This is a genomic window from Kitasatospora sp. NPDC059722 (assembly GCF_042733235.1).
Taxonomy (GTDB): domain Bacteria; phylum Actinomycetota; class Actinomycetes; order Streptomycetales; family Streptomycetaceae; genus Kitasatospora.
Map to the genome: position 1 here is coordinate 8,477 of NZ_JBHWGD010000016.1, position 17,747 is coordinate 26,223.

The 17,747-nt window shown below is 73.9% G+C and carries 17 protein-coding genes and 1 pseudogene; 4 read left to right on the plus strand and 14 right to left on the minus strand.

Features of this window, described 5'->3' with window-relative positions:
• From ACFV4F_RS12980 to groES, 3 genes and pseudogenes are all read right to left on the minus strand, one after another.
• Positions 1–715, minus strand: a pseudogene (locus ACFV4F_RS12980) (LysR family transcriptional regulator); the annotation flags it as partial.
• 152 nt (positions 716–867) lie between these two features.
• Positions 868–2,502 carry a chaperonin GroEL gene (gene groL, locus ACFV4F_RS12985; protein WP_380435955.1) on the minus strand — a complete coding sequence of 545 codons (1,635 nt, stop codon included), beginning with the start codon at positions 2,500–2,502 and terminating at the stop codon, positions 868–870.
• A gap of 116 nt (positions 2,503–2,618) precedes the next feature.
• Positions 2,619–2,924 (minus strand): co-chaperone GroES, encoded by a 306-nt coding sequence (groES, locus tag ACFV4F_RS12990; RefSeq protein WP_014136232.1) that lies wholly within the window; start codon positions 2,922–2,924, stop codon positions 2,619–2,621.
• A gap of 278 nt (positions 2,925–3,202) precedes the next feature.
• Between groES and ACFV4F_RS12995 the strand changes: the two genes are divergently transcribed.
• On the plus strand, positions 3,203–4,369 hold the full coding sequence (locus tag ACFV4F_RS12995) for a methyltransferase domain-containing protein (protein WP_380435953.1): 1,167 nt from the start codon (positions 3,203–3,205) through the stop codon (positions 4,367–4,369).
• 51 nt (positions 4,370–4,420) lie between these two features.
• On the opposite strand, the gene ACFV4F_RS13000 is transcribed toward ACFV4F_RS12995, so the two are convergent.
• The 5 genes from ACFV4F_RS13000 to tsaB all read right to left on the minus strand — a co-directional run bounded on the left by ACFV4F_RS13000 (position 4,421) and on the right by tsaB (position 7,931).
• On the minus strand, positions 4,421–5,323 hold the full coding sequence (locus tag ACFV4F_RS13000) for a polysaccharide deacetylase family protein (protein ID WP_380435952.1): 903 nt from the start codon (positions 5,321–5,323) through the stop codon (positions 4,421–4,423).
• Between the two features lie 74 nt (positions 5,324–5,397).
• Positions 5,398–5,658 (minus strand): hypothetical protein, encoded by a 261-nt coding sequence (locus ACFV4F_RS13005; protein ID WP_380496074.1) that lies wholly within the window; start codon positions 5,656–5,658, stop codon positions 5,398–5,400.
• The gene (gene tsaD / locus ACFV4F_RS13010; RefSeq protein ID WP_380502150.1) at positions 5,655–6,761 is read right to left on the minus strand and encodes a tRNA (adenosine(37)-N6)-threonylcarbamoyltransferase complex transferase subunit TsaD; all 1,107 of its coding nucleotides are present in this window, start codon (positions 6,759–6,761) and stop codon (positions 5,655–5,657) included. Before tsaD ends, ACFV4F_RS13005 begins: the two co-directional genes overlap by 4 nt.
• Positions 6,754–7,251 carry a ribosomal protein S18-alanine N-acetyltransferase gene (gene rimI, locus ACFV4F_RS13015; RefSeq protein ID WP_380435988.1) on the minus strand — a complete coding sequence of 166 codons (498 nt, stop codon included), beginning with the start codon at positions 7,249–7,251 and terminating at the stop codon, positions 6,754–6,756. The genes tsaD and rimI overlap by 8 nt, the downstream gene beginning before the upstream one ends.
• Positions 7,252–7,274: 23 nt before the next feature.
• Positions 7,275–7,931: a tRNA (adenosine(37)-N6)-threonylcarbamoyltransferase complex dimerization subunit type 1 TsaB gene (tsaB, locus tag ACFV4F_RS13020; protein ID WP_380502152.1), complete on the minus strand. Its 657-nt coding sequence runs from the start codon at positions 7,929–7,931 to the stop codon at positions 7,275–7,277.
• Positions 7,932–8,085: 154 nt separating this feature from the next.
• Here tsaB and ACFV4F_RS13025 point away from each other — a divergent pair, with 154 nt between their 5' ends.
• Complete coding sequence (locus ACFV4F_RS13025; RefSeq protein WP_380435986.1) at positions 8,086–8,652, plus strand: hypothetical protein; 567 nt, start codon at positions 8,086–8,088, stop codon at positions 8,650–8,652.
• Positions 8,653–8,706: 54 nt separating this feature from the next.
• On the opposite strand, the gene ACFV4F_RS13030 is transcribed toward ACFV4F_RS13025, so the two are convergent.
• The 5 genes from ACFV4F_RS13030 to ACFV4F_RS13050 all read right to left on the minus strand — a co-directional run bounded on the left by ACFV4F_RS13030 (position 8,707) and on the right by ACFV4F_RS13050 (position 14,079).
• Positions 8,707–8,901, minus strand: a complete 195-nt coding sequence (locus ACFV4F_RS13030) for a hypothetical protein (RefSeq protein WP_380435946.1) — start codon at positions 8,899–8,901, stop codon at positions 8,707–8,709.
• Positions 8,902–9,030: 129 nt separating this feature from the next.
• On the minus strand, positions 9,031–9,525 hold the full coding sequence (tsaE, locus tag ACFV4F_RS13035) for a tRNA (adenosine(37)-N6)-threonylcarbamoyltransferase complex ATPase subunit type 1 TsaE (RefSeq protein ID WP_359962313.1): 495 nt from the start codon (positions 9,523–9,525) through the stop codon (positions 9,031–9,033).
• 106 nt (positions 9,526–9,631) lie between these two features.
• Positions 9,632–10,804: an alpha/beta fold hydrolase gene (locus ACFV4F_RS13040; protein WP_380496068.1), complete on the minus strand. Its 1,173-nt coding sequence runs from the start codon at positions 10,802–10,804 to the stop codon at positions 9,632–9,634.
• The gene (alr, locus tag ACFV4F_RS13045) at positions 10,801–11,988 is read right to left on the minus strand and encodes an alanine racemase (protein ID WP_380496066.1); all 1,188 of its coding nucleotides are present in this window, start codon (positions 11,986–11,988) and stop codon (positions 10,801–10,803) included. Before alr ends, ACFV4F_RS13040 begins: the two co-directional genes overlap by 4 nt.
• A gap of 615 nt (positions 11,989–12,603) precedes the next feature.
• Positions 12,604–14,079 (minus strand): NAD(P)H-hydrate dehydratase, encoded by a 1,476-nt coding sequence (locus ACFV4F_RS13050; protein WP_380502154.1) that lies wholly within the window; start codon positions 14,077–14,079, stop codon positions 12,604–12,606.
• A gap of 105 nt (positions 14,080–14,184) precedes the next feature.
• Between ACFV4F_RS13050 and ACFV4F_RS13055 the strand changes: the two genes are divergently transcribed.
• Entirely contained in the window at positions 14,185–14,709 is a 525-nt protein-coding gene (locus tag ACFV4F_RS13055) for a Uma2 family endonuclease (protein WP_380435938.1), read from the plus strand.
• Positions 14,710–14,739: 30 nt separating this feature from the next.
• Here ACFV4F_RS13055 and glmS read toward each other — a convergent pair whose 3' ends face one another.
• On the minus strand, positions 14,740–16,596 hold the full coding sequence (glmS, locus tag ACFV4F_RS13060; RefSeq protein ID WP_380435936.1) for a glutamine--fructose-6-phosphate transaminase (isomerizing): 1,857 nt from the start codon (positions 16,594–16,596) through the stop codon (positions 14,740–14,742).
• Between the two features lie 99 nt (positions 16,597–16,695).
• On the opposite strand from glmS, the gene coaA reads away from it, so the two are divergent.
• Positions 16,696–17,691: a type I pantothenate kinase gene (gene coaA, locus ACFV4F_RS13065; RefSeq protein WP_380435934.1), complete on the plus strand. Its 996-nt coding sequence runs from the start codon at positions 16,696–16,698 to the stop codon at positions 17,689–17,691.
• Positions 17,692–17,747: the final 56 nt, after the last annotated feature.

Consider the following 17,747-nt stretch of genomic DNA (forward strand, 5'->3'; position numbering starts at 1 on the left):
CGGGGGCGCGGGCGACGGGCGCGCCGCCGCCCCCCCCCGCCCCCCCCGCCCGCCCCCCCCCCCCCCCCGCGCCGCCCCCCCCCCCCCGGGGGGGCGCCCCCGGCAGCAGGCCCACCAGCGGGTCGTCCAGCAGCGGCGTGACCACCAGGTCGGACCAGTCGGTGCCGGCGCTCAGCTGCTGCGCCTCCAGGTTCGCCTCGGCCCGCGCCTCGCGCGGCGTGCCGTGCGCGGGCACCGGGAGAGCGGTGGCGCCCTCGGACTGCGGGTAGCGGAAGGCCAGCGCGATCTCGCACTCGCCGCCGCGCAGCATCGCCAGCGACTCCGGCGGCTCCGCCTCGACCAGCGACACGCGCACCCCCGGATGGCTGTCCCGCAGGCGGGCGACGGCGGGCGGCACCAGGGTGGAACTCGCGGTCGGGAAGGACACCAGCCGCACCCGCCCGGCCCGCAGCCCGGCGATGGCCGCGACCTCCTCCTCGGCCGCCGACAGCCCGGCCAGGATCCCGGTGGCGTGCTTGAGGAGCACCCGTCCGGCCTCGCTCAGCTGCATGCCCCGGCCCGAACGGACCACCAGCGGGGTGTCCACGGACTTCTCCAGGGCCTTCATCTGCTGGCTGATGGCGGGCTGGGTACAGCCCAGCTCGCGCGCGGCGGCGGAGAAGGAGCCGGTGCGGGCGACGGCCCGCAGGACGCGCAGGTGGCGGGCCTCGATCATGCCTCAGTTATAAGGCAATCTTTGCCGAACGCAAAATTTCACTGATAGTTGAGTCTTCAAGCGGACTCGCGGACCCCCGGGCCCGAACGCCGGAGGCCCGGCCCGCCTCCCAGGATGGGGGCGGACCGGGCCTCCGGTCCACTTCAGGGGCCTCAGTGCGAGTGGCCGTGACCGCCGTGCGAGTGGCCGTGACCGGCGTCGGCGGCCTCCTCCTTCTTCTCCACCACGAGGGTCTCGGTGGTGAGCAGCAGGGAGGCGATCGAGGCGGCGTTCTCCAGGGCGGAGCGGGTGACCTTGACCGGGTCGATGACGCCGGCCTTCACCAGGTCGCCGTACTCGCCGGTGGCGGCGTTGTAGCCCTGGCCGGCCTCCAGCTCGGCGACCTTGGAGGTGATGACGTAGCCCTCCAGGCCGGCGTTCTGGGCGATCCAGCGCAGCGGCTCGTGCAGCGCCTTGCGGACCACGGCGACACCGGTGGCCTCGTCGCCCGACAGGCCCAGGCCGCCGTCCAGCACCTTGGCGGCGTGGACCAGGGAGGCGCCACCGCCGGCGACGATGCCCTCCTCGACCGCGGCGCGGGTCGCCGAGATGGCGTCCTCCAGGCGGTGCTTGCGCTCCTTCAGCTCCACCTCGGTGGCGGCGCCGACCTTGATGACGCAGACGCCGCCGGCCAGCTTGGCCAGGCGCTCCTGCAGCTTCTCGCGGTCCCAGTCGGAGTCGGTGCCGGCGATCTCGCCCTTGATCTGGGCGACGCGGCCGGCCACGGCCTCGGCGTCGCCGGCGCCCTCGACGATGGTGGTCTCGTCCTTGGTGATGGTCACGCGGCGGGCGCTGCCCAGCACGTCCAGACCGGCCTGGTCGAGCTTGAGGCCGACCTCCTCGGAGATCACGGTGCCGCCGGTCAGGGTGGCCAGGTCGCCGAGGATCGCCTTGCGGCGGTCGCCGAAGCCCGGGGCCTTGACGGCGACGGCGTTGAAGATGCCGCGGATCTTGTTCAGCACCAGGGTCGACAGCGCCTCGCCGTCGACGTCCTCGGCGATGATCAGCAGCGGCTTCGAGGCACCGCCCTGCAGGATCTTCTCCAGCAGCGGCAGGAGCTCCTGGATCGAGGAGATCTTGCCCTGGTGGATCAGGATGTACGGGTCCTCCAGGACCGCCTCCTGCCGCTCCGCGTCGGTGACGAAGTACGGCGACAGGTAGCCCTTGTCGAACTGCATGCCCTCGGTGAACTCGAGCTCGACGCCGAAGGTGTTCGACTCCTCGACGGTGATGACACCGTCCTTGCCGACCTTGTCGATCGCCTCGGCGATCAGCTCGCCGACCTGGGTGTCCTGGGCGGAGAGGGACGCGACGGCGGCGACGTCGTCCTTGCCCTCGATCTCGCGGGCCACCGAGAGCAGGTGCTCGGAGACGGCGGCGACGGCCTTGTCGATGCCCTTCTTCAGGGCGGCCGGGCCGGCACCGGCGGCGACGTTGCGCAGACCCTCGTTGACCAGGGCCTGGGCCAGCACGGTGGCTGTGGTGGTGCCGTCGCCCGCGACGTCGTTGGTCTTGGTGGCGACCTCCTTGACGAGCTGAGCGCCAAGGTTCTCGTACGGGTCGTCCAGCTCGACCTCACGGGCGATGGTGACACCGTCGTTGGTGATGGTCGGGGCGCCGAACTTCTTGTCGATGACGACGTTGCGGCCCTTGGGGCCGATGGTCACCTTGACGGTGTCGGCCAGCTTGTTGACACCGCGCTCCAGCGAGCGGCGGGCGTCCTCGTCGAACTGCAGGATCTTCGCCATGTTCCCTATTCCCTCGGGGCTGCGGCCGGCCCACCGGCCGCCGAACTACGTGAACCAACAACCACGCCCCGGGCCCCTGTCACTTGGGACACGGATCCGGGGCGGGTCGGAACGACTTACTTCTCGATGATGGCGAGAACGTCGCGGGCGGAGAGGACGAGGTACTCCTCGCCCTGGTACTTCACCTCGGTGCCGCCGTACTTCGAGTACAGGACGATGTCACCGACGGCGACGTCGAGCGGCAGACGCTGGCCGTCCTCGAAGCGGCCCGGGCCGACGGCCAGGACGACACCCTCCTGGGGCTTCTCCTTGGCGGTGTCCGGGATAACCAGGCCGGAGGCCGTGGTGGTCTCGGCGTCGAGCGGCTGGACCACGATGCGGTCCTCGAGCGGCTTGATGGCAACCTTGCTGCTGGTGGTCACGTCCGAGCTCCCCTTCGGAGATTACGGGGTTTTCTAACGGGTAAGGGGCGAACCTGCGCACCTGCCGTCGCGGGGGTCAGGCACGCGTCTTCGCGTTAGCACTCCCCAGGTGGAGAGTGCCAAGGACGACCATAGGCCCGTGTTAGCACTCAGTCAACCAGAGTGCCAACGACGCGCCCCGCCGTCCCGGCCCGCGGACGCGCGGCCGCCGTCCCGCGCGGCCCTGCACGACCGCCCGGGACCGGCCACCACACCGCCCGACCGGCGAGAATGGCCCCGTGGACACCGAGAACCTCCAGCCGCTGCTGACCCCCGAAGGACAGGACCTGCTCGCCGCGTTGCGCGAGTTCACGCCCGAGGAGGAGCTCGCGCTGGCCACCCGGCTGCGGCGCGAGCACCCGGCCGACCTGGTGTCGGCGGCGTTCGGGCAGGCGCGGCTGCGCCAGCGCGCCCGCGCGAAGTTCGGGGCGGACGCCGACCTGATGTACTTCACGCCCAACGGCGTCGAGCAGTCCACCCGGCGCAGCGTCGCCGAGTGGCGCGCGCAGCGCTTCGCCGGGCTCGGGGTGCGGCGGCTGGCCGACCTGTGCTGCGGGATCGGCGGGGACGTCCTGGCGCTGGCCCGGGCCGGGATCGAGGTGCTGGCCGTCGACCGGGACCCGGCCGCCTGCGCGGCCACCGCCGCCAACGCCGCCGCGCTGGGCCTCACCGACCTGGTCGAGGTGCGCTGCGCGGACGTCGCCGACGTGGACGTCACCGGCTACGACGCGGTGTTCACCGACCCGGCGCGACGGACGGCGCGCGGCCGGGTGTTCGACCCGGAGGCGTACGCCCCACCGCTCTCGTGGGCCGTCGAGGCCGGCCGCCGGACCCCGATCGGCGCGCTGAAGGTCGCGCCGGGCATCCCGCACGAGGCCGTCCCCGAGGACGCCGAGGCCGAGTGGGTCTCCGACCACGGGGACGTGAAGGAGGCGGTGCTCTGGTTCGGCACCAAGGCCGCCCACCCGCACCGCGCGACGCTCCTGCCGCACGCCGCGAGCCTCACCGGCGGCGATCTGCCCGACCCGGCGGCCGGGCCGGTCGGCCGGTACCTGTACGAGCCGGACGGCGCCGTGATCCGCGCCCACCTGGTGGCCGAGGTGGCCGAGCAGGTGGGCGGACGGCTGATCGACCCGAAGATCGCCTACCTGACCTCGGACGAGCTGGTCCCGACGCCGTACGCGCACGCCTTCGAGCTGACCGACGTGCTGCCCTTCCACATCAAGAAGCTGAAGGCCCTGCTGCGCGAGCGCGGGGTCGGCACCGTGGTGATCAAGAAGCGCGGGATGGCGATCACCCCGGAGGAACTGCGCCGCCAGCTCAAGCCCTCCGGGCCGAACTCCGTCACGGTGATCCTCAGCCGCACCGACAACGGCCCGCTGATGATGCTCGGTCAGCCGGTCTGATCGACCGCGCCTGACGGACGGAGCGGCTGACCGGACGGACGGACCGGACGGCTACGCCGGCGGCTGGATGTAGTCGTCCAGCCGGGCCACCGAGAAGCCCTGCTCCTGGATCCGGGCCAGCAGCTCGCCGAACATCTGGGTCATCGTGGCGCCCTTGAGCTCCTTCGGCCCGCGGAAGTGGGCCAGGATGATGTCGCCGGGCTTCAGCTTCTTGTCCGCCGCCTGGTACTGCATGTCGTGGATCTGCATGGACTCGCGCCACAGCACGACCGCCCGCGGACCGCACTCCTGCACCGAGGTGTTGAGCGTCGGCGTGTTGGCGCCGTCCCCGAACGGCGGGCGGAACAGCAGCGGCGCGGTGCCGTACTGCTGGGTGAGCGCGCTCTGGTCGTCGCAGATCTCGGACTTCTGCTTGTCCGGCGTGAGCTTGCTCATCACCGGGTGGGTGACGGTGTGGTTCTGGATGTGGTTGCCGAGCGCCTGGAGTGGCTTGAAGTAGCCGTAGTCGTTCTTGACGATGTCCTTGGTCAGGAACATCGTGATCGGCACCTTGAGGTCGGTCAGCATCTCGACGAACTTCGGGTCCTTCTCGGCACCGTCGTCGATGGTGATGAAGACGACCTTGTCGCTCGTCTTCACGTCGCTGAACACCGGTACGGTGCCGGTCCGTTCGAGCTTGACGGGCTTGTCCGCGGGCGGCGCGGGGGCCGGGGCCAGCGGCTTGAGGTTCCACTTCGCCCACGCGGCGTCGCCCGCGGCCTGCGCCGCCGCGGGCGTGGTCGCCGCGGCGGTCGGTGCGGCGCCGCCGGCGGGCTGGCCCCCGGCCGGGGCCGCGCTCGTCGGTGCCGGGGCGGCGGCGCCGTCCCCGTTGCCGCCGCACCCGGTGGCGAGGGCCAGCAGGGCCAGCGCCCCCGCCGCGTACGCCTTGGTCCTGTTCCGGCCGTCCTGCTTCACCGCGCGCGCTCCTGGTCCGTCCGCCGTTTCTCAGCTAGCACGGTAGTGGCCCGGCTCGCGGTTCCCGTACCGGCCTACTCGACGTGCTCGCTGGTGAAGGACCAGCGGTGCACCGGACGGCCGAGCAGCTCGGCCGGCGGCTCGGCGACGGGCACCGGCTCGCCGCTCCACCAGGCGATCAGCAGCACCCGCTCACCGGGGGCGCCGAACAGTTCGAGGCGCTCCAGGCCCGCCGAGCCGCGCAGCGCCGGGATCGCCGTCTCCCGTGCCCAGGAGGCGAGTTCGGCCCCGCGGCCGTCGGCGGCGCGGGCCTCCCACATCATGGCGACGGTCACCCGGCACCGCCGCCGAGGGCGTCGTACGCCTGGCCGTGGACGTCGCCGTGGTGCAGGTCAGCGGCCGGGACGTGGACGTCGGTGACGGGCAGCGAGGAGTCCGCCGACAGGTCGAAGGCGGACGGCGCGCGGTCGCGCCACACCATCTCGGAGCCCAGCGCGGCCACCATCGCGCCGTTGTCGGTGCACAGGCCGGGGCGCGGCACCCGCAGCATGATCCCGGCCCGGTCACAGCGCTGCTGGGCCATCTCGCGCAGCCGCGAGTTGGCCGCGACCCCGCCGCCGATCATCAGGTGGTCGACGCCGTTGTCCTTGCACGCCTTGACGGCCTTGCGGGTGAGCACGTCGGTGACCGCCTCCTGGAAGGACGCCGCCACGTCGGCGACCGGCACCTCCTCGCCGGCCCGGCGCTTGGCCTCCACCCACCGGGCGACGGCGGTCTTCAGGCCGGAGAAGGAGAAGTCGTACGCGGGGTCGTTCCGGCCGCTCAGGCCGCGCGGGAAGGCGATCGCCTTGGGGTCGCCCTCGCGGGCCGTGCGGTCCACGATCGGGCCGCCGGGGAAGCCCAGGCCGAGCACCCGGGCCACCTTGTCGAAGGCCTCGCCGGCCGCGTCGTCGATGGTCGCGCCGAGCGGGCGGACGTCGGTCGTGATGTCCTCGCTGAGCAGCAGCGAGGAGTGCCCGCCGGAGACCAGCAGCGCCATGGTCGGCGAGGGCAGCCGACCGTGCTCCAGCTGGTCGACGCAGATGTGCGAGGCGAGGTGGTTGACCCCGTACAGCGGCTTGTCGAGCGCCCAGGCGTACGCCTTCGCGGCGCTGACGCCGACCAGCAGCGCGCCGGCCAGGCCGGGGCCCGCCGTCACGGCGATGCCGTCCAGGTCGCTCGTCTTGACCCCGGCGGTGTCCAGGGCGCGCTGGATGGTCGGGACCATCGCCTCCAGGTGGGCCCGGCTGGCGATCTCCGGGACGACGCCGCCGAAGCGGGCGTGGTCGTTGACGCTGGAGGCGACCGCGTCGGCCAGCAGCGTGGTGCCGCGCACGATGCCGACGCCGGTCTCGTCGCAGGAGGTCTCGATGCCGAGGACGAGCGGTTCGTCAGCCATGGCGGGTGTCCTCAATGTCCTTCGGGTCGGTGCTGTCGGTGCTGTCGGTGCTGGGGTGGTCGAGGCGCATCACCAGCGCGTCGACGTTGGCGGGCTGGTAGTAGCCGCGCCGGATGCCCACCGGCTGGAAGCCGTGGCGCTCGTACAGCCGCTGGGCGCGCGGGTTGTCCACCCGCACCTCCAGCAGCAGTTCGGCGCAGCCCCGCCGGGCGGACTCCCGGATCAGGTCGGTGAGCAGCGCCGCGCCGAGGCCGGCGCCCTGGTGGCGCTCGTCGACGGCGATGGTCTGGACGTCGCCCTCGCCGGCGATCGCCATCAGTCCGGCGTAGCCGACGATCGTGCCGTCCGCGGCGGTGGCCACGGTGTAGTGGCGGGTGCCGCCGGGGTGGGTCTCGGCCAGCTCGGACCAGTACATCCCGTGGGACCAGGCGTCCTCGGGGAAGAGCCGCAGCTCCAGTTCCATCACCGGCTCGATGTCCCACCAGCGCATCGGGCGCAGGGTGGTGCCGTGGTTCACGCCGGGAGCACCGCCTTGTAGCCGGCCGGCACCTGGGCGTCCGGGCGGCGCAGGTACAGCGGCACGTTCGGCAGCAGCTCGCGCCCGGCGGCCAGCTCGGCGGCGGCGAAGCCGGCCAGGGCGCCGGCCGAGACGTGCTCGGGGCCGTGCGCGCCCGGGAAGGCGTCGGGGTAGAGCAGCGCGCCGGCGCCGACCGAACGCGGCTGCGGCGACAGCTCGGCCGGGCGGTCCACGCCGGGGCCCTCGGTGCGGCGGCCGTCGGCGTCGTAGGAGGCCCAGTAGACCTCCTTGCGGCGCGCGTCGGTGGCCACCGTGAACGGCTGCCCGGCCAGGCCCTCGGCGCGCGCCTGGAACGCGATCGCGTCCAGGGTGCAGACGCCGTGCACCGGCAGGCCCAGCGCGTGGCCGAGCGCGGCGGCGGTCACGAGGCCGACCCGCAGGCCGGTGTACGGGCCGGGGCCGACGCCGACGGCGATGCCGGTGAGCTGCTGCTTGTCGACGCCGGCCGTCCGCAGCACCCGGTCGATGGCGGGCAGAAGCAGTTCGCCGTGGCGCCGGGCGTCGACCTGGTCGGTCTCGGCGAGGACGGCCGTGCCGTCGTGGACGGCGGCGGTGACGGCGGGGGTAGCGGTGTCGAACGCGAGCAGCAGCACGGGTCAAGGTTAGACCGACGTTGGGCCGACCGGCCGATCGATACGGCGTACCACTGCGGAACACACGTCCGAGCCGCTGCGGAGCGGCCCGCGGGACCTGGCACGATTAGGGCGGTACGTACAGCGGACGGCGGCGGGAGCGGCAGTGGCGAAGATGGGTCCTGGAGTGGTGGTCACGGGGCTGACCCTGGGAGCCCTGGCGGTCGTGAGCCTGCTGGCCTTCCAGGCGAACGGCGCCCAGGACCGCGCGGGCGCCGCCCGGCCGACCGCCACCGCGACGGCCGGCGGCCCGGCCACCTCGGCGGCGCCGAGCACGACCCCGACCCCGACGGCACCGACGCTGCCGGCCTCCTCGGGCACCGGCACGCGGGTCGTCTACTCGGTCTCCGGCCACTACGTGTGGCTGATCGAGCCGAAGAAGAACCCGCAGGTGGTCGCGGCGTTCCCGGTCACCCCGGGCACGGTCGAGCCGACCCCCGGCGCGTACCCGGTGTACAGCCGCACGGCCACCACCACCGGGACGGACGGCAAGCAGATCGAGCACGTGGTGCGCTTCGCGCAGCAGAACGGCGTGGTCTTCGGCTTCAGCGCGGCCGTGGACGGCGCGACGCCGACCGCCGACCCCAAGACCAAGACCGGCGGCATCCGCAGCTCCCGCCAGGACGGTCAGCTGCTGTGGGACTTCGCCCCGAAGGACACCAAGGTGGTCGTGGTCGCCTGAGGCGTGCCCGTCCGACTCGTGGTCACCCGGCGCGCGCGCGTCCGACCAGGGCCGTCAGGCCGCGCGGGGCGTGTCCGTCCCGGCGTCGTCGGCCCGGCGCGGCGCCGGTTCGGGCGGGGTGGACACCGCCTCGGCCGCGGCGCACGCGGCCAGCAGCGCCCGCATCGGCTCCCCCGGAGCGCGACGGGCGGACTCTCCGGCCCCGGTGGTGCGCACGGCGCGCTCCGGGGCGGGGGTGGTGCTCGACATGGCGCCTCCCTAGTTAGGCAGACCTAACCGCAGCACCCATCCCATCACGCCCGGCGCCCCCCTCGCAACACTTTCCCGACAGCCTGTCGGCAAACGGACGGCGAAGCCTCCGCACGGTCCGACGGGCCGTCACGCCAGCTTCGCCAGCTCGACGTCCTCCCAGCGCGCCCCGATGCCGGTCAGCAGCACGCGGCGCGGGTCGTGGTCCTCGCCCGCGGTGTCGCCGATCGCCCGCTCGATCCGCACCTCCAGGCGGTCCTCGGACAGCCGCTCGACCTTGCCCTCGCCCCACTCGACCACCACCACCGACTCGGGCAGCGACACGTCGAGGTCGAGGTCCTCCATCTCGTCCAGGTCGCCGCCCAGCCGGTACGCGTCCACGTGCACCAGGGCCGGACCGCCCACGAGCGACGGGTGCACCCGGGCGATCACGAAGGTCGGCGAGGTCACCGCGCCGCGCACCTGCAGGCCCTCCCCCAGGCCCCTGGTCAGCGTGGTCTTCCCCGCGCCCAGCTCACCCGAGAGGAGCACCAGGTCCCCCGGCCTCAGCAGCGCGGCCAGCTCCCGGCCGAGCCGGCCCATCCGCTCCGGGGTGGGGACGGTGAGAGTGGCGTGCGAGCCCATGCGCGTGTCTTGCCCTTCGGTCCGTACCGGGCGCGCCGACCACCGGCCGCCCCCGCTACCGTGCCACATCCGCGGCCGGGCGCGCGCCGCGGTCCCCGGCCGTCCCTCAGACCGGATCGAGGACGGACGGCGGCGGCTCGGCGGCCCCGCCGAACGCCGCGGCCCGCCTGAGCAGCGCGGCCAGGTGGTGGTCCACCAGCTCCGGGCGCTCCAGCATCACCAGGTGGCCGGCGCCCTCGACGATCACCAGCTCGGCGCCGGGCAGTTGCTCGGCCATCGCCTCGCTGTGCGCGGGCGGCGTCAGGAGGTCCTTGGTGCCGGCCAGCACCAGCGCCGGCAGGCCGCGCAGGGCTGCCAGTGCGGCGGTCTTCTCGTGCGCGCCGAACACCGGGTAGAACTCGGCGACGACGTCGATCGGCGTGGCGTCCAGCAGCTGCTCGGCGAAGCGCACCACGCCCGGGTCGACGTCCTTCGAACCGAAGGAGAACTTTCGGTAGAACACGGCCGCGACGTCCGAGCCGAACCGGCGGGTCGCCTCCACCAGCTCCACCTGACGGCCCAGCAGCTTGACCACCCCGGGCGCGACCCGCTTGAACAGCTTCGCGCCCGCCGACGGCAGGCCCAGGCTGACCTGGTCCCAGTTCCCCGCCAGCGTGCCCACCAGCGCTACGCCGGCCACGCGCTCGCGGAACAGCTCCGGGTGCTGGTCGGCCAGCGCCATCACCGTCATGCCGCCCATCGAGTGGCCGACCAGCACCAGCGGCCCGGTCGGCGCGACGGCGTCGATCACCGCCTTGAGGTCCCCGCCCAGCTGGTCGATGCTCGCGGGCTCCCCGGCCAGGTAGGAGCGGGAGCGCTCCGAACGGCCGTGGCTGCGCTGGTCCCAGAAGACCAGCCGCAGGCCGTCGCGCAGCGCGGCCCGCTGGAAGTGCCAGCTGTCCTGGTTCAGGCAGTAGCCGTGGCTGAAGACCACGGTCAGCGGCTCGGCGGCACCGCCCGCGTCGTCCCAGCCGGTGCCGTCGAGCTCGACGTACAGCTCGGTGCCGTCCGGTGCGGCCACCGTCCGCGGGCGCCCGCGCAGCGAACCGTACGGCGCACCGGCGTCCAGCTCGGCCCGGGCCCGGCGGCGGGTCGCCCGGCCGACCGTCAGCCGTTCGATCGCCACGCCGGCCGCGGCCCCCGCCGCCAGCACGCCGACCGAGATCCCGATCACGCCCGCCCGGCTCACCCCGGACGCCGCCTTCGCGACCGCCCCGGCCGGGCCGTCGGACTCCGTCATGCGCGGACCGTGCCGTCCAGGTGGCGCCGGGGCACCCGGGCGCCGATCCGGGTCACGATCTCGTACGCGATGGTGCCGCAGGCCCGGGCCCAGTCCTCCGCGGTCGGCTCGCCGCGCTCACCGCTGCCGAACAGCAGCACCTCGTCGCCGACCTGCGGGGTGTCCCCGCCGAGGTCCACGACGAACTGGTCCATCGCCACCCGGCCCGCCACCGTGCGCCACTTGCCGCCGATCTGCACCGGCCCGGTGCCGCTCGCGTGCCGCGGGACGCCGTCTCCGTAGCCCACCGGGACGAGCCCCAGCGTGGTCGGCCCCGGGGTGGTGTAGTGGTGGCCGTAACTGACCCCGTGCCCGCCCGGCACGTGCTTCACCAGCGCCAGCCGCGCCGTCAGCGACATCACCGGGCGCAGCCCGAAGTCGGCCGGCGAACCCACCTCGGGCACCGGCGACAGCCCGTACGCGGCCAGGCCCGTACGGACCAGGTCGAAGTGCGACTCCGGCAGCAGCAGCGCGGCCGGCGAGTTCGCCAGGTGCCGCACCTCGGGGCGCAGCCCGGCGGCCTCCGCGTACGCCAGCGCGGTGTGGAAGGCGTCCAGCTGGGCCTGGATCGACGGGTGCCCGGGCTCGTCCGCGGCGGCGAAGTGCGACCAGACGCCGACGACCGTGAGCAGCCCCTCGGCCTCGGCGCGACGGGCGGCGTCGACCAGGGCCGGCCAGTCGTGCGGCTGGCAGCCGTTGCGGCCGAGGCCGGTGTCCGCCTTCAGGTGCACGCGGGCCGGGATGCCGGTCTCGCGGACCGCGGGGAGCAGCTCGTCGAGCGCCCACTGCCCGCTGACCGAGATGTCCAGGTCGGACAGGAGCGCCTGCCGCCACGGGCCGCCCGGCGTCCACAGCCAGCACAGGACGCGGGCCTGCTCCGGGCCGATGCCCGCGGCCCGCAGCGCCAGCGCCTCCTCGGGCGTCGCGCAGCCCAGCCACCCGACCCCGTTCGCGACCGCCTCGCGGGCACACGCGACCGCGCCGTGGCCGTAGGCGTCCGCCTTGACCGCGAGCATCACCGCCGCGCTTGCGACGCGTTCGCGCAGCGCGGCGAGGTTGCCGCGCAGGGCGCCCAGATCGATGGTCGCCTCGGCCCGTACGCCGTCGGTGAGGGTGGCCGAGCCGGCCGTCTTCGCAGTTGTCATCAGGGTCAGTCTCCCAGACGTCCCGGAGTCCTCGCCGAACGCCCCGTCGGCGCGGCGCCCCACGGCCGCCGTCCACCCGCTGCTCCGACCTGCACCGGACCGGCTCTCCGCTACCACGGACGCCCCGGCCCCACCCCCGGTTCCGCTCCCCTCCACACACGAGACGTCGGCCGAACCGACTTCCCACCGGAGCGAACGGTCCAACCCCGACACGAGAGCACCACACCAAAAGTCGGCCCACCCGACTTCCCGCGCCTCATCCTCAGCCCCGCATACCCGCCCGCACATCTCGCCGCACCCAGGACGTCGCCGCCGCCCACGGAGGGCACCGCTCGCCGCCCCACCCGGGCGTCCCTCCACGCCATCCAGGGCCGCCGACTGCGCCGCTTCATGGTGGCCGACCCGACCTGAGAGCATGCGCGCGCCACCTCACCTGCACGCCCTGCCTCGCCACCGCCGACGCCGCGTGTGCCGCCCCGGAGACAGGCCGCGCCACACCCCCGGCAACGCCTCGGCCACCGGCCCGGAGGCAGGCCGCGCCACACCACCACCAGCGCACCCACCACCCGGCAGCCGGCCAGGTCAAGCGAGCACGCCACCGCCCCTCGCCCCGCCCTACCCCGCCCGCACGGCCCGCCACACCACCGGCAACGCCTCGGCCACCGCCATGGCCGTCGTCGGGGCGCCCGGTGTGCCCGCTGCCCGGCGGCCGGCCAGGCCGTGGAGGTAGGCGGCGACCGAGGCGGCGTCCAGTGGGGTCAGACCGGCCGCGAGGAGGGAGCCGGCCAGGCCTGCCAGGACGTCGCCGCTGCCGGCGGTCGCCAGCCAGGAGGTGCCGGTCGGGTTGACGCGGACCGCGCCGCCGGGGTCGGCGATCACCGTCGTGGAGCCCTTGAGCAGGACGGTCGCCCGGTAGGCGGCGGCGAGGCGGCGGGCGGTGGTCAGCCGGGTGGCGGCCAGGTCGTCGGCGGCCGGGGGTGGTGTGCCGTCGGCGCCGGCGAGCAGCCGGGCGGCCTCGCCGGTGTGCGGGGTGAGCAGGGTGGGCGCGGTGCGGCCGGCCAGGGCGGCCGGGCCGAGGCGGCCGAGTTCGGTCAGCCCGTCCGCGTCGACCAGCACCGGGACGTCGCTCGCGAGCGCCTCGGCGAGGGTCTGGCGCGCCGTTTCGCCGCCGCCCGGGCCGACCACCCACGCCTGCACCCGTCCGGCGCCGTGCGGCCCGCCCTCGGTGACGAGCGTCTCGGGGAAGCGCCGCACGACCTCCTCGGCCGCCGCGCCGACGTACCGGACCGCGCCGGCGCCGCCGCGCAGCGCCGCGGCGACGGCCAGCACCGCCGCACCGGGGTACGTCGCCGAGCCGGCCGCCACGCCGACGACGCCGCGCCGGTACTTGTCGCTCTCGACGCCCGGCTCGGGCAGCAGCGCCGCCACGTCCGCGTGCTGGAGGGCGGTCACGTCCGCCTCCGGCAGTTCCAGCCCGATCCCGACGAGTTGGAGCGTCCCCGCGTACGAGGCGCCCGGGTCGACGAGCAGGCCGGGCTTGTACGTGCCGAAGCACACGGTGACGTCGGCGCGCAGCGCTTCGCCCGGCACCTCGCCGGTGTCGGCGTCGACCCCGCTCGGCAGGTCCACGGCCACCACCAGGCCGCGCCGGGCGGCCTGCGCGTACGGCAGCGCCCCGGACCGCAGCCCGCCGCGGCCGCCGATGCCGACGATCCCGTCCAACACCAGGTCCGCGCGCGAGAAGCCGGCCAGGCCGACTTCCTGGTCCACGACCACCCGTCCGCCCGCCGCCCGCACCGCGGCGAGCCCGCCCGCGTGCGCTCGCTCGGGCGCGAGCAGCACCGCCGTCGCCCGCGCACCGCGCCGGGCCAGCGCGGCGGCGGCGTACAGGGCGTCACCCCCGTTGTCCCCACTGCCCGCGAGCACCACCACCCGGCTGCCGTACACCCGGCCCCGGCGGCCCGTCAGCAGCCGCGCGCACGTCACCGCGAGCCCCGCGGCCGCCCGCTGCATCAGAGTTCCGTCGGGCAGCCGGGCCATCAGCTCCCCCTCGGCGGCCCGGACGACTTCCACACGGTGTGCATGACGCATTCGGAAGCTCCTTCAGCAGACGCCGACGTCGGCCCGCGGCACACTTTCGAGTGACCCTACTTCGATCCCCCGCCGGCACCGGTCCGTACGCCTACGGTGTCGCACGTGGACCTGCTCCAGACGTTCCTGAGGCTGCATGTGCCTCAGTTCTTCAAATCCGAGCTCTTCCAGCCCGAAGAGGAGATCGTCCTCGCGCCATCAGCGGGCGGCACTCACGAGCACGCGGTCGCGTGGTTCGCCCGGACCGTGGCCCGGGAAGCGGTCGAGGAGCTGTACGTCAGCACGGCCAGGGGGCTGATCACCCCGGCGGGCCGGTTCGTCCCGGCCGCCACCGTGGCCCCGTTGGGCCACTTCCGGGATCAGGCTCCGTGGGCACCGTCCGCCGGCGTCGCGCTCGTCCTCGAACTCCCGTCGACCTGTCCGCACAGGGCGCGCGAGCCGAAGCGCCTCGGCTACGCAGCCGCAGCCATCCCCTGCTATCTGCTGGTCGACCGCACTGCGGGCAGGGTCACGCTGTTCACGGACCCGGAGAACGGCGACTACACAGCCCACACCCAGACCGACTTCGGCAAGCCGATCGACCTGCCCGCCCCGTTCTCCTTCACGCTCGACACGGCGCCCCTGCGGTAGCCGCAGGGGCGCCGTGGAGAGGGGCCGGGACTACTCGACCGTGACGGACTTCGCCAGGTTCCGCGGCTGGTCGACCTCGTGGCCCTTGGCCGTGGCCAGCTCGCAGGCGAAGACCTGCAGCGGGACGGTGGACACCAGCGGCTGGAGCAGCGTCGGGGTCGCCGGGATGCGGATCAGGTGGTCGGCGTACGGCACGACCGCCTCGTCGCCCTCCTCGGCGATCACGATCGTCCGGGCGCCACGGGCGCGGATCTCCTGGATGTTGGAGACGATCTTGTCGTGCAGGATCGAACGCCCGCGCGGCGAGGGCACGACCACGACGACCGGCAGCCCCTCCTCGATGAGCGCGATCGGGCCGTGCTTCAGCTCGCCGGCCGCGAAGCCCTCGGCGTGCATGTAGGCGAGCTCCTTGAGCTTGAGCGCGCCCTCCAGGGCCACCGGGAAGCCGACGTGGCGGCCGAGGAACAGCACCGAGCGGGCGTCGGCCAGCGAGCGGGCCAGCTCGCGCACCGGCTCCATCGTCTCCAGCACCTGCTCGACCTGCTTCGGCGCGTCGCCGAGCTCGCGGATGATCGTGAAGATCTCGTCGCCCCACTTGGTGCCGCGGACCTGGCCCAGGTACAGGGCGACCAGGTAGCAGGCGACCAGCTGGGTGAGGAACGCCTTGGTCGACGCGACGGCGACCTCGGGACCGGCGTGCGTGTACAGCACCGCGTCCGACTCGCGCGGGATCGTCGAGCCGTTGGTGTTGCAGATCGCCAGCACCTTGGCGCCCTGCTCGCGGGCGTGCCGCAGGGCCATCAGGGTGTCCATGGTCTCGCCGGACTGCGAGATCGCGATGACCAGCGTGCCCGGGCCCATGATCGGGTCGCGGTAGCGGAACTCCGAGGCGACCTCGACCTCGCAGGGGATGCGGGTCCAGTGCTCGATCGCGTACTTGGCGATCATGCCGGCGTGGAACGCGGTGCCGCAGGCGACGATGACGACCTTGTCGACGGAGCGCAGGTCGGCGTCGGAGATCCGCAGCTCGTCGAGGGTCAGGCGGCCGTCGGTGCCGATCCGGCCGAGGAGGGTGTCGGCGACGGCCTTCGGCTGCTCGGCGATCTCCTTGAGCATGAAGTAGTCGTAGCCGCCCTTCTCGGCGGCGGAGGCGTCCCAGTCGACGTGGTACTCGCGCACGTCGGCCGGGGTGCCGTCGAAGTTGGTGACGGTCACGCCGTCGTGGCGCAGCTCGACGACCTGGTCCTGGCCCAGCTCGATCGCCTCGCGGGTGTGCGCGATGAAGGCGGCGACGTCCGAGGCGAGGAAGTTCTCGCCCTCGCCGCGCCCGACGACCAGCGGCGAGTTGCGGCGGGCGCCGACGACGACGTCCGGCATGTCGGCGTGCACGGCGACGAGGGTGAAGGCGCCGTCCAGCCGGCGGCAGACCACTCGCATGGCCTCCGCGAGGTCGCCCTGGTAGGCCTCGCCGAGCAGGTGCGCCACGACCTCGGTGTCGGTCTCGGAGCGCAGGGTGTGGCCGCGCTCGGCGATCTCGGCGCGCAGCTGGGCGAAGTTCTCGATGATGCCGTTGTGCACGACGGCCACGCGGCGGTCGTCGTCCAGGTGGGGGTGGGCGTTGGCGTCCGTCGGGCCGCCGTGGGTGGCCCAGCGGGTGTGGCCGATGCCGGTGGTGCCGCCGGGCAGAGGGGACTCGGCGAGCGACTTCTCCAGGTTGGCGAGCTTGCCGGCCCGCTTGTCGGTGACGAGGCTCCACTGCCCGTCGGAGCCCTGGACCTGCACGGCGACACCGGCGGAGTCGTAGCCCCGGTACTCCAGTCGCTGCAGGCCTGCGATTACTACGTCGAGGGCGGACTGCGCGCCCACGTATCCAACAATTCCGCACATGCGTGCCAGCATAAGGGCGGGTCTGGGCCCGTTTTCCCACCTTTCGCGAACAGTGCGTGACCGACACCACAACCACCGTGAACGCCGCCACCGCTCACAATGGAGGACGTGCTGACCGAACTCTGTACCCGGGGCGCGACCGCCCCCGGCCCCTCGCCGTCCCCCTACGTGGACCTCAGCCGGGCCGAGTGGAGCGCCCTTCGCGAGCGTACGCCGCTGCCACTGACCGCCGAGGAGGTCGAGCGGCTGCGCGGTCTCGGCACGGCGCTCGACCTGGACGAGGTCCGGGACGTCTACCTGCCGCTGTCCCGGCTGCTGAACCTGTACATCCACGCCACGCACGACCTGCGGGGCGCGCTGGGCACGTTCCTGGACACTCCGGACACCGAGCGCACCCGCACGCCGTTCATCATCGGCGTGGCCGGCTCCGTCGCGGTCGGCAAGTCGACCACCGCACGGCTGCTGCAGGCCCTGCTGGCCCGCTGGCCCGAGCACCCGCGGGTCGAACTGGTCACCACCGACGGCTTCCTGCTGCCCAACGCCGAGCTGCGCCGCCGCGGCCTGATGGCCCGCAAGGGCTTCCCCGAGTCCTACGACCGCCGCGCGCTGATGCGCTTCGTCGCGGACGTGAAGGCGGGCAAGGACCGCGTCAGCGCCCCGGTCTACTCGCACCTGGTGTACGACATCGTGCCGGACGAGCGGCTCACCGTGGAGCGCCCGGACATCCTGATCGTCGAGGGCCTGAACGTCCTCCAGCCCGCCCTGCCCGGCACCGACGGCCGGACCCGCCTCGCGGTGGCCGACTACTTCGACTTCTCGATCTACGTCGACGCCCGCACCGACGACATCGAGCACTGGTACCTGGACCGCTTCCGCAAGCTGCGCGAGACCGCCTTCCAGGACCCGAACTCCTACTTCCGCCGCTTCACCGAGGTGCCGGAGGAGGAGGCGATGGACTACGGCCGCCAGGTCTGGCGCACCATCAACAAGCCCAACCTGCTGGAGAACGTGCTGCCGACCCGGGGCCGGGCCACCCTGGTCCTGCAGAAGGGCCCGGACCACAAGGTCCGCCGGGCCCTGCTGCGCAAGCTCTGACGCCCCCTCGGAGCAGACCGCGAAGGCCCCCGCCGCGCCCCCCTGATGTCCAGGGG